At 71.0% G+C, this 18638-nt stretch carries 18 protein-coding genes; 3 read left to right on the top strand and 15 right to left on the bottom strand.

Going from position 1 to position 18638, the window contains the following annotated elements:
- The first annotated feature begins 11 nt into the window (after nt 1–11).
- Complete coding sequence (locus BJY14_RS41995; RefSeq protein ID WP_179848676.1) at nt 12–338, top strand: hypothetical protein; 327 nt, start codon at nt 12–14, stop codon at nt 336–338.
- 66 nt (nt 339–404) lie between these two features.
- On the opposite strand, the gene BJY14_RS41990 is transcribed toward BJY14_RS41995, so the two are convergent.
- The 8 genes from BJY14_RS41990 to BJY14_RS41955 are packed head-to-tail and all read right to left on the bottom strand — an operon-like array spanning nt 405 to nt 9445.
- Nucleotides 405–1151, bottom strand: coding sequence for an ATP-binding cassette domain-containing protein (locus BJY14_RS41990; protein ID WP_179848675.1), 747 nt, complete (start codon nt 1149–1151; stop codon nt 405–407).
- Nucleotides 1148–2182: an ABC transporter permease gene (locus tag BJY14_RS41985; protein WP_218905836.1), complete on the bottom strand. Its 1035-nt coding sequence runs from the start codon at nt 2180–2182 to the stop codon at nt 1148–1150. The genes BJY14_RS41990 and BJY14_RS41985 overlap by 4 nt, the downstream gene beginning before the upstream one ends.
- Nucleotides 2183–2197: 15 nt before the next feature.
- The gene (locus BJY14_RS41980; RefSeq protein ID WP_179848674.1) at nt 2198–3331 is read right to left on the bottom strand and encodes a sugar ABC transporter substrate-binding protein; all 1134 of its coding nucleotides are present in this window, start codon (nt 3329–3331) and stop codon (nt 2198–2200) included.
- 1 nt (nt 3332) lies between these two features.
- Nucleotides 3333–4493 (bottom strand): aldose epimerase family protein, encoded by a 1161-nt coding sequence (locus BJY14_RS41975; protein ID WP_179848673.1) that lies wholly within the window; start codon nt 4491–4493, stop codon nt 3333–3335.
- A 45-nt stretch (nt 4494–4538) separates the two neighbouring features.
- On the bottom strand, nt 4539–6032 hold the full coding sequence (gene araA / locus BJY14_RS41970; RefSeq protein WP_179848672.1) for an L-arabinose isomerase: 1494 nt from the start codon (nt 6030–6032) through the stop codon (nt 4539–4541).
- A gap of 23 nt (nt 6033–6055) precedes the next feature.
- Nucleotides 6056–6730 carry an L-ribulose-5-phosphate 4-epimerase gene (locus tag BJY14_RS41965; protein WP_179848671.1) on the bottom strand — a complete coding sequence of 225 codons (675 nt, stop codon included), beginning with the start codon at nt 6728–6730 and terminating at the stop codon, nt 6056–6058.
- Nucleotides 6730–8415: a ribulokinase gene (locus tag BJY14_RS41960; RefSeq protein ID WP_179848670.1), complete on the bottom strand. Its 1686-nt coding sequence runs from the start codon at nt 8413–8415 to the stop codon at nt 6730–6732. Before BJY14_RS41960 ends, BJY14_RS41965 begins: the two co-directional genes overlap by 1 nt.
- A gap of 7 nt (nt 8416–8422) precedes the next feature.
- Nucleotides 8423–9445 (bottom strand): LacI family DNA-binding transcriptional regulator, encoded by a 1023-nt coding sequence (locus BJY14_RS41955; protein WP_246396314.1) that lies wholly within the window; start codon nt 9443–9445, stop codon nt 8423–8425.
- 280 nt (nt 9446–9725) lie between these two features.
- On the opposite strand from BJY14_RS41955, the gene fdhA reads away from it, so the two are divergent.
- On the top strand, nt 9726–10940 hold the full coding sequence (fdhA, locus tag BJY14_RS41950) for a formaldehyde dehydrogenase, glutathione-independent (protein ID WP_312879730.1): 1215 nt from the start codon (nt 9726–9728) through the stop codon (nt 10938–10940).
- Between the two features lie 135 nt (nt 10941–11075).
- On the opposite strand, the gene BJY14_RS41945 is transcribed toward fdhA, so the two are convergent.
- The 5 genes from BJY14_RS41945 to BJY14_RS41925 all read right to left on the bottom strand — a co-directional run bounded on the left by BJY14_RS41945 (nt 11076) and on the right by BJY14_RS41925 (nt 15489).
- A complete protein-coding gene (locus tag BJY14_RS41945) occupies nt 11076–11885 on the bottom strand; it encodes a tRNA(His) guanylyltransferase Thg1 family protein (protein WP_179848669.1) in 810 nt (269 codons plus the stop codon).
- Nucleotides 11886–12066: 181 nt separating this feature from the next.
- A complete protein-coding gene (locus BJY14_RS41940) occupies nt 12067–12246 on the bottom strand; it encodes a hypothetical protein (RefSeq protein ID WP_179848668.1) in 180 nt (59 codons plus the stop codon).
- Between the two features lie 300 nt (nt 12247–12546).
- Nucleotides 12547–13164, bottom strand: a complete 618-nt coding sequence (locus BJY14_RS41935; protein WP_179848667.1) for a TetR/AcrR family transcriptional regulator — start codon at nt 13162–13164, stop codon at nt 12547–12549.
- 246 nt (nt 13165–13410) lie between these two features.
- Nucleotides 13411–13644: a hypothetical protein gene (locus BJY14_RS41930; RefSeq protein WP_179848666.1), complete on the bottom strand. Its 234-nt coding sequence runs from the start codon at nt 13642–13644 to the stop codon at nt 13411–13413.
- A 1101-nt stretch (nt 13645–14745) separates the two neighbouring features.
- The gene (locus BJY14_RS41925; RefSeq protein WP_179848665.1) at nt 14746–15489 is read right to left on the bottom strand and encodes a TetR/AcrR family transcriptional regulator; all 744 of its coding nucleotides are present in this window, start codon (nt 15487–15489) and stop codon (nt 14746–14748) included.
- A gap of 128 nt (nt 15490–15617) precedes the next feature.
- Between BJY14_RS41925 and BJY14_RS41920 the strand changes: the two genes are divergently transcribed.
- Nucleotides 15618–16181, top strand: a complete 564-nt coding sequence (locus BJY14_RS41920; protein WP_179848664.1) for a dihydrofolate reductase family protein — start codon at nt 15618–15620, stop codon at nt 16179–16181.
- A 74-nt stretch (nt 16182–16255) separates the two neighbouring features.
- Here the strand turns inward: BJY14_RS41920 and BJY14_RS41915 are convergent, their stop codons facing one another.
- Together BJY14_RS41915 and BJY14_RS41910 are read right to left on the bottom strand one after the other, a co-directional pair.
- A complete protein-coding gene (locus BJY14_RS41915) occupies nt 16256–17485 on the bottom strand; it encodes an acyl-CoA dehydrogenase family protein (protein ID WP_179848663.1) in 1230 nt (409 codons plus the stop codon).
- A 104-nt stretch (nt 17486–17589) separates the two neighbouring features.
- Entirely contained in the window at nt 17590–18573 is a 984-nt protein-coding gene (locus BJY14_RS41910) for a glucosyl-3-phosphoglycerate synthase (RefSeq protein ID WP_179848662.1), read from the bottom strand.
- Nucleotides 18574–18638: the final 65 nt, after the last annotated feature.

Raw genomic sequence — 18638 nt, 5'->3', positions numbered from 1 at the left:
AAGGCAGGCTCATGCTTCTGGGCGCCCTCAGCGGAATCGCCGCCGCGATCTGCATCGTGCTCGTCCCCCACCGCGAGGGCATGGTCGCGGTCTGCCCGCCCGAGTGGGCGGTGGCCGTCTCACCGGGGCTGCTGATCGGCCTGCTGCTGTCGGCCGCCGTGATGCCCCGCCTGACCTTCGCGGCCTGCCTTCCGGCGATGTTCGGCGCGGTCGCCGGCGCGGTCGGAGCGCTGTTCAGCGAGCACCCCGTCTACGGCCTGGTCTGGACGCTGTGGGCCGTGCTCTTCTTCTTCGGCCAGCGGAGAGCCTGGTTCAAGGCCCAGGCGGAGTCCGCCTGACCATGCCTCCCGCCGAAGGCGGGCACGCCTTCGGGCCGGGCCAGCCGGGCCCGGCCCGAAGGGCGCCTACAGTCCCCGGCCGCGGCGGTAGTCGGCGACGACCAGGTCGGTCAGCTCCTGCAGGGAGGTCTCCGACGTCGGCCTGTCGAAGGAGATCCGCCCGTGCTGCAGCAGGTTGACCCGGTCGCAGACGTCCAGTACCTGGGCGTAGTTGTGCGCGATGATGATGATCGACACCTCGCCGCGCTCCTTGAGGTCGCGGACGAGGTCGAGGATCATCGTGCCCTCCTTGGCGCCCATCGCGGCCAGCGGCTCGTCGAGCAGCAGGATGCGCGCGTCGGAGTAGACCGAGCGGGCGACCGCGATGGCCTGCCGCTGGCCGCCGGACAGCTTGGCGACCTCGACGTCCACCGACGGGATCCGGACCCCCATGTCGGCCAGCTGCCGCGCGGCCCGCCGGCGCATCGCGCGGTTGCTGAGCAGCGGCCAGCGCACCAGCTCCCGGTTGAGGAACATGTTGTGGTAGACGCTGAGCTCGTTGACGAGGGCGAGGTCCTGGTAGACGGTGTCGACGCCGAGCGAGCGGGCGTGGTCCACCGAGCGCGGGCTGACCTCCGTGCCGTCGATGAGGATGCGCCCGGAGTCCGGCCGCTGGAAGCCACTGATGATCTTGATGAGCGTGGACTTCCCGGCGCCGTTGTCGCCGATGAGGCCGAGCACCTCGCCCTTGCCGAGGCGCAGCGTGACGTCGGCGAGGGCCTCCACGCCGCCGAAGCGCTTGCTGATGCCCTCCACCCTCAGCGCGTCGCTCATGAGCGCCCCGCCCTTCGCAGCCGGGCCAGGTGGACGTTCAGCACCATCGAGATGATGATCGCCGACCCGAGGATGATGTTGAACGGGTTCGCGCTGATCCCGATGAGGTTGAAGCCGTTCTGCATCTCGGCCAGCACCAGCGCTCCGAGCAGCGCGCCGACGACGGTCCCCGAGCCCCCGGCCAGGGCGGTGCCGCCGATGACCGCGGCCGACACCGCGATGAACATCGCGTTCGACCCGCCCGAACTCGGGTCGATGGAGCCGACCCGGAAGGCCTCCAGGATGCCGGCGAAGGCGCCGAGCGCGCCGGTGAGCATGAAGTTGCCGATCTTGATCCGGCCGGTGCGGATGCCCGCCTCGGCGGCGCCGAGCGGGTTGCCGCCGGTCGCGACCGTGTGCAGCCCCCACCGGGTGCGGGTGAGCACCAGGTGGAAGAACACCACGATCACCAGGCACCAGGTCAGCTCCGCCCACGGGGCGCGCCCGAACCAGCCCGCCAGGCCGTCCGCCGCCTCGGGGATCTGCGCCGGGTAGGCGTGGGAGGTGGTGAGCATGATGCCCTGGACCAGGAACATCGAGCCCAGGGTGGCGACGAACGACGGCACCCGCAGCACGACCGTCACCAGCCCGTTGCCGAGTCCGATGAGCGCGCCGGCCAGGACCGCCAGCACGATCGCGATGATCGGGTAGACGCCGGAGAAGTCGACCATGTAGTGCATGAGGAAGGGCGCCAGCGCGAAGACCATTCCGACCGACAGGTCGATCTCGCCGCTGACGAGCAGGAACACCTCGCCGACGGCGATGATGGCGTACGGCGCGGTGCCCTGGGACACGTTGACCAGGTTGTCGTGGGTCAGGAAGACCGACTTGGCGGTCTGGAAGTAGATCAGCAGTCCGAGCGCCACCAGGAGGATGGTCGCCTCACGGCGGCGCAGGAACGCGTCGGTGGCGAGGCCGGGCAGCCCCCGGGCGGGCCGCCGCGGTGGCGTGCCCGGGGTCGCCGCCTGGTCTCGCAGGGTGCTCTCGCTCACTCCGTGCCCCTCCCGTCAGACGTGAGCGATGGCGCCGGACCGCGGCACCAGTTGCTGGGCCGGGCTGGAGCCCTCGTACCGGGTCTTGGTGGTGAGGTACGGGCCGACGGTCTGCTTGCTGACGAAGGTCAGCCCGGTGTTGGTCACCGGAGGGAAGACCAGGCCGCCCGACAGCTTGTAGAACCACAGGGCGAGCACGGGCAGGAACCCCTGCAGGTACGGCTGCTGGTCGATGGTGAAGTCCAGGTCGCCGGCCTTGACGGCGTTCAGGGTGCCCGGGGTGAGGTCGAACCCGCCCGCGACCACGCCCTTGCCCTTGAGGCCGTACTTCTGCATGACCTTGCCGATGCTCTCGGTCGAGCCCGCGTCCACCGCGAACATGCCCTTGACGTTCTGGTGGCCCTGGGCGTAGGCGTCGACGGTCGACAGCTCCTTCGGCAGCTCGGCGCCACTGGCGACCGAGGTGAACTTGATCGGCTTGCCGGAGGCCTTGATGGCGTCCGCCGCGCCGTCGATGCGCGGCTGGATGTTCAGCGAGCCCGGGGTGGCGATGAAGCCGACCGCGTCTCCCCCGGTCATCAGCCCTGCGATCTTGGTGCCGAGCTGGTAGCCGGAGGTGTAGAGGTCCTGGCCGATGTAGGCGAGCCGGTTGGTGCCGGGGTCGTCCTTGGCGCCGTCGGCGTTGTAGGAGACCACCGGGATGCCGGCGTCCAGCGCCTTGTCCACCGGCGCCTTGAAGGCGGACTTGTCCACCACGGAGACCGCGAGCCCGTCGGCCTTGCCGGAGATGGCGGCGTTGGCGGCGCTGACCATCTCGGGCACCGAGGAGGTCTGCGACCCCGTCCACTGGAACGAGGCGCCCAGCAGGGCGCAGGCGTCCTGGGCGCCGTACTGCGTCGGCGTGAAGAAGGGGTTCGTGGTGACGTGGTTGACGAACACGAACTTCCAGTTCGGCGTCTTCGGGAAGTGCCCGGGCCCGCCCTTGGCCGAGGACGAGCTCTTGTTGTCCGAGGAGCAGGCGGCCAGCAGCGCCGACGCGGCCGCCGTCGCGCTGACCAGGCCGGCGCCGCTGAGCAGCCGGCGCCGTGTGGGCTCGCTCAGGCCGAGGGTGTCGACGGCCTCTTCGACCACTGGATCGATGCGCTCCATGTCAGGCTCCGAACTGGTAGACGGTCGTGGAGTGGTAGGTCTGGCCCGGGTCCAGCTCCGTCGAGGGGAAGTTCGCGTTGTTCGGCGAGTCGGGGAAGTGCTGGGTCTCCAGGGCGAACCCGTCGCCCTGCCGGTAGACGCGGCCGCCGGTGCCGACCAGCGTGCCGTCGAGGAAGTTGCCCGAGTAGAACTGGAGCCCGGGCTGGTCGGTGGAGATGGCCAGGGTGCGGCCGCTCGCGGGGTCCTGGACGCGCGCGGCGACCTTCCACCCGGAGCCGTCCAGGACGAAGTTGTGGTCGTAGCCCTGGCCGTAGAGGAGCTGGTCGAAGCCGGTGCGGATGCGGGCGCCGATCGCGGTGGCCCTGGTGAAGTCCAGCGGGGTCCCGCGCAGCGGGGCGATCTTGCCGGTCGGGATCAGCTCGGACGAGCCGACGGGGGTGTACCGGGAGCCGTTGATCTGGAGCCGGTGGTCGTAGACCGTGCCGGTGCCCTCGCCCGCCAGGTTGAAGTAGGAGTGGTTGGTGAGGTTGACGACGGTCGGCTTGTCGGTGGTGGCGCGGTAGTCGAACCGGATGGCGTTGTGCCGCGTGACGGAGACGGTCACCTCGGTCTTGAGCGTCCCGGGGAAGCCCTGGTCGCCGTCCGGGCTGGTGTGGGACAGCCTGAGCGCGACGTCGCCGCCGGACGCGACCGGGGTCGCCGACCAGACGCGCTGGTCGAAGCCGGTCGTGCCGCCGTGCAGCGTGTTCCCGTTGTTGTTGGTGGTCAGCTGGTACGCGTGCCCGTCGAGCGTGAACCGGCCCTTGGCGATGCGGTTGCCGTACCGGCCGATGAGCGCTCCGAAGTACGTGCTGTTCTTGGTGAGGTAGTCGGAGAGGGTCGGGAAGCCCAGCGTGACGTTGGCGAGCCTGCCGTGCCGGTCGGGCGTCTCGATGGTCTGGACGATGCCGCCGTAGGTGATCACCCGGATGCGCATCGAGCCGTTGGTCAGGGTGTAGCGCCAGACCTTGGTCCCGTCGGGCATCGTGCCGAACAGGTCCTTGCCGATCCCGGGCTTCAGGGGGCGGCCGGACGCCGTGGAGGAGGGGGCGAATCCGCCGATCGCGGCGCCGGCGAGCGCGGCCAGCGCGACCAGCCTGACCGCGAAGCGTGATCTGGTCATGGGACGGGTTTCCTCACAGATCTCGGGGGTGGGGGGTCCTGGCGGCTAGAAGCCTTGCGCCAGGCGGTGGTACGCCTGGTTCCAGCGCATCTCGCGGCGGAACCGGGCGACATCGGTGTCGCCGTCGATGACGAGCAGTTCCACGCCCGTCATCTCGGCGAGGTCGGCCAGGATCTCGGTGGTGACCGCCTGGGACAGCACCGTGTGGTGCGGTCCCCCGGCCGACAGCCAGGCCTCGGTGGAGGTACGGAAGTCCGGGCGGGGCGCCCACACGGCCCGGGCCACGGGCAGCCGGGGCAGCGGTTCCGGGGGCCCCACCAGGTCGATCTCGTTGGCGACCAGCCGGAACCGGTCGCCGAGATCGGCCAGCCCGACGACGAGCCCCGGTCCCGGCGCCGCGTCGAACACGAGCCGGACCGGGTCCCGCCGTCCCCCGATGGACAGCGGATGCACCTCGCAGCTCGGTACGCCGTCGGCGATGGAGGGGCAGACCTCCAGCATGTGGGCGCCCAGGATGAGCTCCCGGCCCGGGACGAGGTGGTAGGTGTAGTCCTCCATGAAGGAGGTGCCGCCGGGCAGTCCCGCGGCGGCGCTCTTGAGGGCCCGCAGCAGCAGGGCCGTCTTCCAGTCGCCCTCGGCGCCGAAGCCGTGGCCGTCGGCCATCAGGCGCTGGACGGCGATGCCCGGCAGCTGGGTGAGCCCGCCGAGGTCCTCAAAGTTGGTGGTGAACGCCTGGAACGACCCGGCGGCGAGGAAGTCGCGCAGCCCGAGCTCGATCCGCGCGGCGTCGCGCAGCGCCGGGTGGCGTTCGCCGCCGGACCGCAGCTCCGGTGCGACGGTGTACGCCTGCTCGTACTCCTCGGCGAGGTCGCCGACCCGGTGGGCCGGCACCGCGTCGACGGCCTCGACGAGGTCGTTCACGCCGAAGGCGCTGACCGAGGCGCCGAACCGGATCTGCGCCTCGACCTTGTCACCCTCGGTGACGGCGACGTCCCGCATGTTGTCGCCGAAGCGGGCGAGCCGCAGCGTCCGCAGGTCGGCGTATCCGCGGGCGGCCCTGACCCAGGAGCCGATCCGCGCCCGGACCGCGGGGTCGGCCGTGTGCCCGGCCACCGTGGTGCGCGCCATGCCGAGCCGCGTCTGGACGTGGGCGTGCTCCCGGTCGCCGTGCGCGGCCTGGTTGAGGTTCATGAAGTCCATGTCGATGCTCGACCACGGCAGTTCCACGTTCGCCTGGGTGTGCAGGTGCAGCAGCGGTCGCAGCAGCGCGTTCAGCCCGGCGATCCACATCTTGGCGGGCGAGAACGTGTGCATCCAGGTGATGACCCCGATGCAGTCGTCGTCCGCGCTCGCCTGGAGCATCGTGCGCCGGATGGCATCCGCCTCGGTGAGCACCGGGCGCCACCGCACCGCCGCCGGGATGTCCGGATCCTCGTCCAGGGCCTGGGCGATCCGCCGTGACTGCCCGGCGACCTGGTGGAGCGTGTCCTCGCCGTACAGGGACTGGCTTCCGGTGAGGAACCAGATGGTCGGTGCCATCGCGGGGCTGCTCCCTTCGCGGGTCACGGACGCTGTCCGTAGACGTTCTGGTAGCGGTGGTACAGGCGGTCGATGTCCTCGGGCCGGAGCGGGACGGGATCGCCGAGCTGGCGGGCGAGGTGCACCGTCCGCGCCGCGTCCTCGCACATCACCGCGGCCTTGACCGCGGCCCGCGCGTCCGCGCCGATGGTGAAGACGCCGTGGTTGCGCATGATCACCGCTGGGGAGCGGTGGCCGCGCAGGGTGCCGACGACGCCGCGCCCGATCGAGTCGTCGCCGATGGGCGCGAACGGGCCGAGGGGGATCTCCGCGCCGAACTCGTCGGCCATGGCCGTCAGGACGCAGGGCACCGGCTCGCCGCGCGCGGCCCAGGCGCAGGCGTACGCGGAGTGGGTGTGCACCACCCCGCCGACCTCGGGCATGTGCCGGTAGACGTAGGCGTGCGCGGCGGTGTCGCTCGAAGGCCGCAGGTCGCCTTCGACGACCGCCCCTTCGAGGTCGCAGACCACCATCGCCTCCGGGGACAGGTCGTCGTAGGAGACGCCGCTGGGTTTGATGACCATCAGGTCGCGGCCGGGCACCCGGGCGGAGACGTTCCCGGCCGTCCACACCACCAGCCCGTACCTGACGAGCTCGGCGTGCAGGTCGCTGACGGTCCGCCGCACCGCGTGGATCCCGTCGTCCTGGGCGCCGGGCATCACCGGTCTCCTTCCGAGCCGAGCGCGTCGTTGCGCAGCCGCCGCAGCCGGTGCAGGACGTCGCTGCTCGCTCCGCCCCTGGCCGCGAAATGGTCGTGCAGTTCGCGGTACTCCGCGTACAGGAGGTCGTAGGCCCGGGCCCTCGCGGGATCGGGCGCGTAGGCCGCGGTGACCACCCGGCCCATCGCCGCCGCGGCCTCCGGGACGTCCCGGTAGGCGCCCGCCGCGACCGCGGCGTGGATGGCGGCGCCGAGCGCCGGCGCCTGGTCGGAGGCGGCGATGGAGACCGGCCGGCGCAGGACGTCGGCGTAGATCTGCATCAGCGCCGCGTTGCGTTTCAGCCCGCCGGCGACGACGAACTCCTCGACCGGGATCCCGGCCGCCTCGAAGGCCTCGACGATGACCCGCGTCCCGTAGGCCGTCCCCTCCATGAGGGCGCGGTAGACCTCCTCCGGGCGGGTGGCCAGGGTCATGCCCGCGACGACGCCCGACAGGTGGTGGTCGACCAGGACCGAGCGGTTGCCGCCCATCCAGTCCAGCGCCACCAGCCCGTGCGAGCCGACGGGCGCGGCCGCGGATCCGGCCGCCAGCTCGTCGTGGTCCCGGCCGGTCATGCGGGTCCACCAGGCGAAGACGTCGCCGACCGCGCTCTGCCCGGCCTCGTAGCCGTAGGCTCCGGCGGTGATGCCGCCGTCCACGACGCCGCAGATCCCCGGGACCTCGGCGAGGACGCCGCTGTTGACCACGTGGCAGGTCGACGTCCCCATGATCGCCAGCAGCCTGCCGTTCTCGACCGCGCGGGCCGCCGGGGCGGTGACATGGGCGTCGACGTTGCCGGCGGCCACCGCGACGCCCTCCGGCAGGCCGGTCCGGCGGGCCGCCTCGGCGGTCAGCGTCCCCACCCGCGACCCCAGCGGCGAGAGCGGGTGGGCCAGGCGCGTGGCCGCGAAGTCGGCGAAGCCCGGATGCAGCGCGCCCAGATAGTCGGTGGAGGGGTAGCCGCCGTCCTGGTGGAGCCCCTTGTAGCCGGCCGTGCAGGCGTTGCGCGTCTCGCGGCCGGTCAGCTGCCAGACGATCCAGTCCGCCGCCTCGATCCAGCGTTCCGTGCGCCGGTAGGTGTCCGGGTCCTCCTCCAGTACCTGCAGCGCCTTGGCGAACTGCCACTCCGAGGAGATCCGGCCGCCGTACCGCTTGATCCACTTCTCCTCGCGCTCGTGCGCCAGCGCGGTGATGCGGTCGGCCTGCGGCTGCGCCGCGTGGTGCTTCCACAGCTTCGGCCAGGCGTGCGGCCGTCCGGCCAGCTCCGGGAGCTCGCACAGGGGGGTGCCGTCCGACCGGACGGGAAGCACGGTGCAGGACGTGAAGTCGGTGCCGATCCCGATGATCTGGGCCGGGTCCACTCCGGCCTCGGCGACGGCGGCGGGGACGGCTGTGCGCAGCACGGCCCGCCAGTCCGCGGGGTTCTGCAGCGCCCAGTCGGGCGGGAGCGGCTCCCCCGTGCCCGGCAGCACCCGCTCGATCACCGCGTCGCCGTAGTCGTGGACGGCGCCGCCCAGCTCGGCGCCGTCGGCGACCCGGACGACGACCGCCCGGCCGGACAGCGTGCCGAAGTCGACGCCGACGACGCAGGCGGCCTGGTTGATGTTAGCGCTCACAATTCCCTCATCGCTGAAGTACGCGGGCATCGGTCGGTCAGGTGCGCGGGGCCGGCCGGGCGCTGGACCTGACCACCAGCTCCGGCGGGATCAGCACATTCCCCGGCGGCCCCGAGGGTTCGCCCAGGCGCTGCACCAGCAACTCCAGCGAACGGCGGCCGAGCTCGCCGAAGTCCTGGCGCACCGTGGACAGCGGCGGGATGAAGTAGGCGGCCTCCGGGATGTCGTCGAAGCCCACCAGGCTGACGTCCTCGGGGACCCGGCGGCCGGCCTCGTGCAGCGCGCGGAGCACGCCCAGGGCCATGTGGTCGTTGGCGCAGAACACCGCCGTGACCGAGGGGTCCCGCGCGAGCCGCCGCCCGGCCTCGTAGCCCGACCGGGCGCTCCAGTCACCGGTCAGCGGCTCCGGCACCGCCGCACCGGCCTCGGTCAGGGTCGCCCGCCAGCCGTCGGCCCGGCCGACCGCGTCGAGCCAGGTCACGGGCCCCGCGACGTGGTGGACCGTGCGGTGCCCGAGGTCGAGCAGGTGGCGGGTGGCCGCCACCGCGCCCTCGCGCTGGTCGATCGCCGCCATCGGAACCCCCGCGGTCAGGCCGCACCCGGCCCCCACCAGCGGCACGAGCCGGCCGGCCTGCGCCAGCACGTCGTTCGTCGAGGTGTGCGGGGCGATCACCACGACGCCCTCGACGGCCTGCTCGGCCAACCGTCCGACCGCGTCCAGCAGCGCGCGCTGCGTGATCGCCCGCAGGCTGACGATGCTGACGAAGAAGTCGGCGTTCCGGGCCGCCTGCTCGATGCCGTGCAGCATCGAGGCCGGACCGTAGAGCGTGGATTCGAAGCTGACCACGCCGAGCGTCCTGGAGCGCCGGGTCACCAGGGTCCTGGCCGCCGAGTTCGGCCGGTAGCCGAGCTCGGCGATCGCCGCCTGCACCCGGGCCCGGGTCCGCGCCGAGACGTTCGGGTGGTCGTTGACCACCCGCGACACCGTCTGGTGCGACACCCCCGCCAGCTGGGCGACGTCGGCCATGATCGGCGGATTCGGGGTGCCGTGGTCCGCCATCGCCTCCTCCTCCGCAGTCGTGCCGGTGCCCGGCGGTGATCCGATGGGCCGATTGTGAGCGCGAACATTTCGTCCGTCAAGACCCCATTCGCGACTCCGGTCCCCCCGCACCCGGCTCCGGGCGGCCGGACTCCCGAGCCCCTGGCCAGAAAATCGGACTATTAGCTATAAACCGGGTACATCCCTCGTGGACACCCGTGACGTCCGAGGACGGGGGCGACGAGCACGGTCCGCCGTTCCGGGCGCCTGCGAGCCGACTCTCTACACGGAGGGGGAGGACGTGGCGGACACCAACCGAGGGGTCGTGTACCAGGGGCCGGGCGAGGTCACGGTCGAGAACCTGGACTTCCCCAAGCTCGAACTCGCCGAACAGGGCGGGCGCAAGCTGGAGCACGGCGCCATCCTGAAGGTACTGGCCACCAACATCTGCGGTTCCGACCAGCACATGGTGCGCGGCCGGACGACCGCGCCCGCCGGGCTCACGCTCGGCCACGAGATCACCGGGGAGGTGATCGAGACCGGCAGGGACGTCGAGTTCATCAAGCGCGGCGACCTCGTCAGCGTCCCGTTCAACATCGCGTGCGGCCGCTGCCGCAACTGCAAGGAGCGCCACACCGGCGTGTGCGAGAACGTCAACCGGGAACGGCCGGGTGCCGCCTACGGGTACGTCGACATGGGCGGCTGGCACGGCGGCCAGGCCGAGTACGCGGTCGTCCCGTACGCCGACTTCAACCTGCTCAGGTTCCCGGCCGACCGCGACACCGTGATGGAGAAGTTGCCCGACCTGTCGATGCTGTCGGACATCTTCCCGACCGGATACCACGGCGCCTACACCGCCGGCGTCACCACCGGCTCGACCGTGTACGTCGCGGGCGCGGGACCGGTCGGCCTCGCGTCGGCGACCGCCTGCCTGCTGCTCGGCGCCGCCGTCGTGATCGTCGGCGACATGAACGGGCAGCGGCTGGAGCAGGCCCGCGGCTTCGGCTGCGAGACGATCGACCTGTCGGAGCACGGCGACGTGGCCGCGCAGATCGAGCAGATCCTCGGCGTCCCCGAGGTGGACGCCTCCGTCGACTGCGTCGGGTTCGAGGCACGCGGCCAGGGGCACGAGGGGGCGAGGACCGAGCAGCCCGCGACCGTCCTCAACACGCTCATGGAAGTCACCCGCACCGCCGCCGGGCTCGGCATCCCCGGCCTGTACGTCACCGGCGACCCGGGCGCGTCGGACGAGAACGCGAAGGAGGGGCAGCTCGGGCTGCGGATCGGCCTCGGCTGGGCCAAGTCGCAGTACATCGTCACGGGCCAGTGCCCGGTGATGAAGTACAACCGGCAGCTGATGATGGCGATCCTGCACGACCGGGTGCACATCGCCCGGAACGTCAACGCGTCGGTCATCCCGCTCGAACAGGCGCCGCAGGGCTACGCCGAGTTCGACCGGGGGGCGGCGCGCAAGTACGTCCTCGACCCGCACGGCACCCTGGGCGCCGCGGCCTGAGCCCGGCCGGGCCGCCGCCCAACGCGCCGCGGCGCTACCGCGAAGCGGCCCGGCAGGCCCGCCCGACACCCGCACCGCTGAGCCCGCGGCGGGCGTGGCCATCGACCACGCGGCAGGGTGTGGGCGGGCCTGTCGTCAGACGTGGGGCTCCTCGGCCAGGGCGGGAAGGGCCGGGACCGTCTCGGCGAGCCAGTCGCCGGGGTTGGCGGTGAAGTGCGGGGCCGCGTCGGTCTCCCACCACGACCGGATCGCCGTCGTCGTCACCTGGTCCCCGGTCCGGCGGTCGGTGTAGGACACGGGCCGCTCCCCCGTCCGCCGCACCGTGACCCGCCCCCGCTTACAGCCGGCCGGGTAGTCGTTCCAGTTCACCCCGGCCTCGCTCCACAGCAGCTCCTGCATCCCGCCGGTGCCGATCTTGTGGAGCCGCTTGTGGGAGAAGTGCGCCTGCGCCGCCATAGAGATGCTGTTGCGGACGGCGTCGCGCTGCCGCCACAGGAAGTAGTTCGCGACGTCCACCTGGCCCGGGATCGTGAACACCCGTGCGTCGAACGTCGCCCGGGACGCCGGCGACGCACCACTCGCGGGCACGTACGCGTCGTTGAACGCGACCGTCGCCGTCGACGCCGCGACCGAGGCCATCTTCTGGACCACCCCGCCGAACCATGGCTCCGTGCCCGTCCCGGTGAAGTCGCTCAGCAGCACCGAGCACTCGTCGGACTGGGTGAAGGCGAACACCGCACCCGACATCTCCGCGCAGAGGGCCTCGGCGACGGTGTTCATCGCGGCCATGACGGCATCGTCGAACGGCCGCTCGGCGTGCCGGAGGAACGAGTGGAACGACCGGCCGTCGACCCGCACGACCGTGTAGGTGCGGCGCGGCAGGATCATGCGGGTGGCCTGCTCGTACGCCTTCATCCGGTCACCGAGCGCCGTGGTGTCACTCACCGGGCCACTCCAGCGGTGGGGCGGCGGGCCGCCGGGATCGTCTGGGGGCCTTCCGGATGGCGGGCGGTCGGAGCGCCGGGCTCTTCGGCCATTCTTTGTCCTTTTGAGGGCGATGGGGGGTCTACGGTTTTATTGGCGTTTGTGCCCGTCTAGGTTACTCTGCTCAATTCCGCCGCACTGATCACCAGCACTCCCCGGCCCGTCTCGCCAGGTCGCTGCGGGCCCGCTCGATCAGCGCGGTTCCGAAGTCGGGCAAGGTCGCGAGGTGAGCGGCAGCGGTCGCTTCGGTCACGGCGCGGGCGGCGACGTTCGCCAGGTCGGTCTCGGGACTGGTCCATCGGTTGACCGCCGTGTGTTCCACAGGCTGCGCCGGCGGTCTCTTCCAAACGGTGGCTGCCTCCAGCTCAACAATCGGAGACAGAAGCGGGGTATTGGAATGGTCTCTTTCATTTGGTCCTGATGCCTGGAATCGGCATGTGGGGGGCGGTCCCCCCGGTCATTCCTCCGGGCTCGGCGGCTCGTCCACGGGGCGGGTGGTCGTCATTTCGGGCTCTCGGTTTCCGTTCCGGGGAGACCGTCAGCGAGAGCGAGACCGCCGGAGCCCGCGGGGCGTCCGAGGCATACCGGGACCCGGCAGAGCGGACGCTTCCGGAGCGGTGGATCAGGGGTAGTTCTTGGGGCCGTACATGCGCAGGACCAGCGCATGCAGGTTGGTGCGGAACTCTTCGAGTGTCTCGGGGGAGATGGCGGACTCGGCCGGGGCGGTCCTGGCCGGTGAGTGGTCGCTGTGCAGCATCCCACCGGTGATGAAGCCCGCGACCGACCAGATGATCGTCCAGGTGACGAAGTCGGTCTGGACGTCGTCCGGCGCCATGGGGCCGACCGCGTCGGTGACCATGCTGATGATCGGTCCGCGGTACCGGACGTCGAGTTCGGCGGTGGCCGCCGCGTCGCCCATCCAGCGGTGCATCCACAGCATCGAGGTGTGAGGGTTGCTGACGTGGAAGTCCAGGTAGGCGTCCGCCAACTCGGTCAGCCCTGCCATGGTGCGAGGAGTCGAGGCCAGCGCGGCCTGCACCATGTGCACCTCGGCCTCATGCACTCGCGCCATCACGGTCTTGTACAGCTCGGTCTTGCCGCCCGTAAGCGCCGTGAGCGTGGCCGTGTCCACCCCGGCGGCTTCTGCCACCAACTCGACCGGGGTCCCGTCGAAGCCAAGCTCGGCGAAGAGCCTGGTAGCGACGTCGATGATCCGCTCCACGGTGAGGTTCTCCTCCACACACCCAACGTAACCGATGAGGGTACGGCGCCTCTCCCTTGCCCCCGAGCGGTCCGTCGGAACGGGCCTCGCGCTCGAACAGGGCGTCCAGCCTCGCCGGGCGGGGCGAGGCGCCCGGCCGTCCGTGCGGGTCGCCTGCTACCTGACGGGGAGGCCCGTGACGGCGCCCAGGCGCTTGATCTTCGAGGTGCCCTCGAAGATGGCGAAGATCTTCGTGGGTGGCTCGGTGACCTGCATTTAACCTGCTCAGCCCAGATATGACCTCTCGTGTTCGGCGCGCTTGATCCCGTCCTCGTCTGGCTCGCCGATGACAAGGACCTTGTCGGCTCGCCGGCCGACCTCTCCCCCGCCCGGGACGCCTGGGACATGGAGGCCGCAACCGGGCCACGACCCGAAGTGACGGCGGATCGCCCGCAACGCGTTCAAGGGCCAGTGCCCGTGCGGTGCGGCGCTGACATGCGGCGCGGGCTGGTCGTCCACGCCGAGCCACCTGGACCTGCGCGCCGGCGCCCTTCAGGCCGGCGACCTCATCGAGGCGAAGCCCGTGCTGGTCCGCGCCGCCTGGTCGATGACGTAATCGAGGATCGTGTGGCGGAGGTCGGTTCACCGCTCGCGGCGCATCCGCATGGCCGGACCGGTGAGCTGGTCCAGGGTCTGCGCGGTCGCGCGTAAGCCGGTGACGCCTCCCTGCCCCCACACGGAGGGCGCGCGCAGCGACGGGGCCGCGCTTCAGCGGCGGGTGCTTGATCGCCATGATCCGGCAGACCACCGTGACCTGGGCGACCGCCGGTTACGCCGACAAGGGACATCGGAGGGGCCATCGGCACTCCTTCCAAGCGGAAGAAGGGCCGCAAGCCAGGGCCAAGGAGGATGGAACCACCTCAATGATCTCCACCGCGGCCTCGGTCTGGTGCAGCTTCTTGCTCATCGTTGCGTTCGGTCCCTCCAGCCACTTTTTCTCCTTGCGCACCTGCTCCAGCTATGCCTGGTCCGGCGTCCTTTCCTTCCGTGTGGCCGAGGCAGCTCCCCGAAGGGGTCAATTCACCGGAATCTCGTTGCCGACACCACAGCGCAATGCTGGATTCACAAAGTCCTTCGCGGCGAAGCAAACGCACCCTTGTCACCTCGCTCGGCCTCTTCGTACTCCTCGACCATCCGCAACATGAAGGCGGAGGAAAAGGTCCGCCGTTTGGGCCGGTCGACTCGCGGCCCATCACCGGAAGGAAGGTTGTGGCTGGTCATCGTCACTCTGCTCGGTGCCCGTTCTCGCCCTGCTTATATCAGTCTTGGAATATCATCCCCTGCTGTCCATTTGAGTCTGACGCAGGGCGTCTCGATCGTGAGCGTGATCGGATACGGCGTGTTCGGTTTGGCTCTCATTGTGGTTACACGTGGCCGCCTCGGTTACGAGCAGACGCCCGACCCAGTTCGCGGTCATAGGTGATTCCATCCTCCTCGGCCCTGGTTTTCGAGGAGCCGGATCCACGAGCCGCGCGGGTAGCGTTCGCTGGCTGCGATGCCCCGACTGCGTAGCGGCCGAATGGCAGGAAACCGCCCACTGCCCTCGCTGGCGGTCGCCGCTTACGGAGGATCTGGGCGCGAAGCCGTTTGTTCGTCGCCGTTGTTGTGGGTGCGTTGGGTGATGGTGCGTTCGAGGCCGTCGAGGAGGGCGAGGAGGCCGAACTGCCGGGTGGTGGTTGAGGGGGTGGCCACGGTGGTGGCAAGCAGCGGGAAACGGTCGGCGTTGAGGAGTAGCAGCTCGCGCATGATGGGGGCGGCGCTGCCGTCCGTCCAGGTCTGGGTGCCTTGGGTGGCGGCCGGGTGGGTGGCGCGGATGTGGTGGGACACCATCATGACCGCGTCGAGCCGTTCGCGTTGGGTCAGGGGGGTGCCGGTGAGGGCGCTGAGGGCTGTTTCGGACCATGCGGTCTCACGTGGGCCCATGACGCGGTCGCCCACGGTGACCGACGGCAGCCAGGGGTGGCGCCGCCAGGCGGTGGACAGTCCGCGGGCGTACTCCTCCAGCTTGGCCCGCCAGCCGGCCGCCCCGCTCAGGTCGGGGGGTGTGCCGACCGCCGCCTCGATCATGATGGCCATCAGCTCTGTCTTGCCGTTGACGTAGCGGTACAGGGCCATCTTGGTGAAACCGAGCTCGGCGGCGATGCGGTGCATGGAGACCGCCTCCAAACCCTCGGCATCGGCGACCTTGACGGCGGTGTCGGCCAGCCGGGCGAGGTCGAAGGCGGGCCTGGGGCCTCTGCTGCGTGGCTTCCGCTGGCCCCACAACAGTTCCGCCAGTGTCCTCGGATCCTCGTTGACCGCCACGTCGCCTCCCGCTTGCCATCCACAGAAACTGTCTCTACCGTACACAGTGTTCTGGGGACACAGTTATTCTCCGGACCCGGAAGCGGGCGGTGGCCGAGGGGCCACGCCGTGAAACGAGGGAGTGGGCCATGTCCAAATCAGTGCTCGACATGTCGATGTCCCTCGACGGGTACATCGCCGATCCCAACGACTTCCTCGGCGGCGACGACGGCGAGCGGCTGCACAAGTGGGCTGACTCCGACCAGCATCCCGAGCCGGTCAAGCAGTTCCAAGACGAATGGAACGGGGCCGGCGCGATCCTCGCGGGACGGCGGACCGCTGAGCTCATGGACCACTGGGGCGGCTCTCACGGCGGTCTCCCGATCTTCGTCCCCAGCCACCGGCCGCCCGGCCCGGCCGCCAGATGGGGCTATCCGCTGGTCACCTACGTGAACGACGGGATCGAAAGCGCGATGGCGCAGGCGAAGGCCGCCGCCGGGGAACGGGACGTCCAGATTCGTGGCGGCGCGTACACCGTGCAGCAGGCACTCGAGGCCGGAGTGCTGGATGAGGTGCAGATACACCACATTCCAGTACTCCTGGGCGCGGGCCGCCGGTTGTTCGACGTCCTGCCGTCGGAGATCGAGTTGGAGATCATTCAGGTGCTCGACACGCCCGAGGCCACCCACATCCGCTACCGCGTCCGCCGCTGAGCCGAGCCGCCGACAGTGGGCCCCATCCCGGGCGGCACACCCGCGGCGGCTCGGCTGTTCACGCAGATCGGTCGCTATCTGACGGGGAGGCCCGTGACGGTGCGGCCGATCACCAGGCGCTGGATCTCCGAGGTGCCCTCGAAGATGGTGAAAATCTTGGAGTCGCGGTGCATGCGCTCGACGGGGTACTCGCGGGTGTAGCCGTTGCCGCCGAGGATCTGGATGGCCTCCTCGGTGACCTGGACCGACATCTCGCTGGCCATCAGCTTGGCCATCGAGCCCTCGGCGTTCTGGAAGTCCTTGCCGGTGCGGGCCATCCAGGCGGCACGCCACACCATGAGGCGGGCGGCGTCCAGGCGGCACTTCATGTCGGCCAGCTTGAAGGCGATGGCCTGGAAGTCGCCGATCTTCCTGCCGAACTGCTCGCGCTCCTGGGCGTACTGGAGGGCGTACTCGTAGGCGGCGCGGCCGACGCCGAGGGCCATCGCGCCGACGGACGGGCGGGTCGTCTCGAACGTCTTCATCGCGGCCTGGCCCTTGGAGCTCTTGCCCTCGCGGCTGCGCGCGATGCGCTCGTCGAACCTGTCCTTGCCGCCGACGATCAGGTGGGACGGGATCCGGACGTCCTCCAGGATCACCTCGGCGGTGTGGGAGGCGCGGATGCCGTGCTTCTTGAACTTCTGGCCCTGCCTCAGGCCCGGGGTGTTCGGCGGGACGATGAAGCTGGCCTGGCCCCGGCTGCCGAGGTCGGGGTGCACCGAGGCGACGATCACGTGGACGTCGGCGATGCCGCCGTTGGTCGCCCAGGTCTTGGTGCCGTTCAGCACCCACTCGTCCTTGGCCTCGTCGAACACGGCGCGGGTGCGGATGGAGCCGACGTCGCTGCCGGCGTCGGGCTCGGAGGCGCAGAAAGCGCCGAGCTTGATGTCGTCGGCGCTGCCGAACATCTGCGGCACCCACTCGCTGACCTGCTCCGGCGTGCCCACGGCGGCGACGGACGCGGCGGCGAGACCGGTCCCCACGATCGAGAGGGCGATGCCCGCGTCGCCCCAGAACAGCTCCTCGAACGCCACCGGAATGCCGAGGCCGGTGGCCTCCAGCCACTGGGTGGCGAAGAAGTCGAGGGAGTAGATGCCGATCTTGGACGCCTCCTGGATCAGCGGCCAGGGGGTCTCCTCGCGCTCGTCCCACTCCTGGGCCGCGGGGCGGATGACGTCCTTGGCGAACTCGTGCACCCAGTCCCTGACCTCGCGAACGTCCTCGCTGGGCTCCAGCGAGAACGGCGTCTGCTCCGCACTCGTCATGATTAATTGACCCTCTCTCCAATATCGCGTGTTACCAACGGTAGCACCTTCGGAGTTACCACGGGTAACATGCCGGCGGGGTTCGCGCGGAACGGGAAGGGACGCTAGCCGCGGCCGGGAGCCAGGGAGCGGGCCGCGGCGTATCCGGGGACCTCGATCATCGGCGGGCGCTCCCCCACGGCCACGTCGGCGGTGCGGGCGTCGTGCCCGTCCGCGCCGCGCCGGAACCGTGTGAGCGCGGTGGAGGGGGCCGCGAGGGGCATCATCCGGCCGTGCCGCTCCAGCCGCGACCAGGCGGTCAGCAGGATCTGGCCCGACATCGCCCCGAGCGCCTCGGTGGACTGGTGGGCGTGGAACCGGCGGCCGAGGTCGACCTGCGCGATCGCGTCGAGCCCGGAGTCCTGCCAGACGTCCAGCAGCAGGCCGAGCTCCACCCCGTAGCCGGTCACGAACGGCAGCCGCTCCAGCAGCGCCCGGCGCCCCGCGTACTCGCCGCCGAGCGGCTGCATGACGCCTGCCAGCAGCGGCCAGTGCAGGTTGATCAGGGGACGCGCGACCAGCTCGGTCACCCGGCCGCCGCCGCCCTCGACGCGCCGCTCCCCCTCGACCAGCGGCCGGTCGTAGCAGCCCTTGACGTAGCCGACGGAGGGGTCGGTCAGCAGCGGCCCGAGCAGCCCGGTCACGTAGGACGAGGTGAACTCGCGCAGGTCGGCGTCCACGAACACGACCAGGTCGCCGGACGTCGCCGCGAGGGACTTCCACAGGGCCTCGCCCTTGCCGGACATGCGGCCCTGCTCCGGCAGCACGGCGTCCTGCGCCACCACCTCCGCGCCGGCCGCGGCGGCCACGGCGGCGGTCCGGTCGGCGGAGCGGGAGTCGACCACGACGATCTCGTCCACCAGCGGGATCCGCTCGACCAGGTCGGCGCGCACGGCCGCGACGATCGCGCCGACCGTCGCCTCCTCGTCGCGCGCGGGCAGCACGACGCTGATCCTGGTCGCTCCCTTGGCGGCGAGCAGGAGACGCGGCGGCCAGTCCTCCGCCGCGCTCGTACGGCGGGCCAACCACGACGCGACCTCGGGCAGCACGCGCGCCCCCTCTCCGTGCGGGGCGGCCCGGACCGGGCGTCCTGCGGCCGACGTCCCCCTCGCCT

This window comes from Actinomadura luteofluorescens (assembly GCF_013409365.1).
Classification (GTDB): domain Bacteria; phylum Actinomycetota; class Actinomycetes; order Streptosporangiales; family Streptosporangiaceae; genus Spirillospora; species Spirillospora luteofluorescens.
Note: the sequence above shows the minus strand (reverse complement) of the source record. Positions and strands in the feature narration are given on the sequence as shown.

What these genes read in the sequence shown, in the direction of transcription:
- BJY14_RS41995 (WP_179848676.1), top strand. Translation starts at nt 12, where the DNA reads ATGCTTCTGGGCGCCCTCAGCGGAATCGCCGCCGCGATCTGCATCGTG.
- BJY14_RS41990 (WP_179848675.1), bottom strand. Translation starts at nt 1,151, where the DNA reads ATGAGCGACGCGCTGAGGGTGGAGGGCATCAGCAAGCGCTTCGGCGGC.
- BJY14_RS41980 (WP_179848674.1), bottom strand. Translation starts at nt 3,331, where the DNA reads ATGGAGCGCATCGATCCAGTGGTCGAAGAGGCCGTCGACACCCTCGGC.
- BJY14_RS41975 (WP_179848673.1), bottom strand. Translation starts at nt 4,493, where the DNA reads ATGACCAGATCACGCTTCGCGGTCAGGCTGGTCGCGCTGGCCGCGCTC.
- araA (WP_179848672.1), bottom strand. Translation starts at nt 6,032, where the DNA reads ATGGCACCGACCATCTGGTTCCTCACCGGAAGCCAGTCCCTGTACGGC.
- BJY14_RS41965 (WP_179848671.1), bottom strand. Translation starts at nt 6,730, where the DNA reads ATGCCCGGCGCCCAGGACGACGGGATCCACGCGGTGCGGCGGACCGTC.
- BJY14_RS41960 (WP_179848670.1), bottom strand. Translation starts at nt 8,415, where the DNA reads ATGCCCGCGTACTTCAGCGATGAGGGAATTGTGAGCGCTAACATCAAC.
- BJY14_RS41955 (WP_246396314.1), bottom strand. Translation starts at nt 9,445, where the DNA reads ATGGCGGACCACGGCACCCCGAATCCGCCGATCATGGCCGACGTCGCC.
- BJY14_RS41920 (WP_179848664.1), top strand. Translation starts at nt 15,618, where the DNA reads ATGTCCAAATCAGTGCTCGACATGTCGATGTCCCTCGACGGGTACATC.
- BJY14_RS41915 (WP_179848663.1), bottom strand. Translation starts at nt 17,485, where the DNA reads ATGACGAGTGCGGAGCAGACGCCGTTCTCGCTGGAGCCCAGCGAGGAC.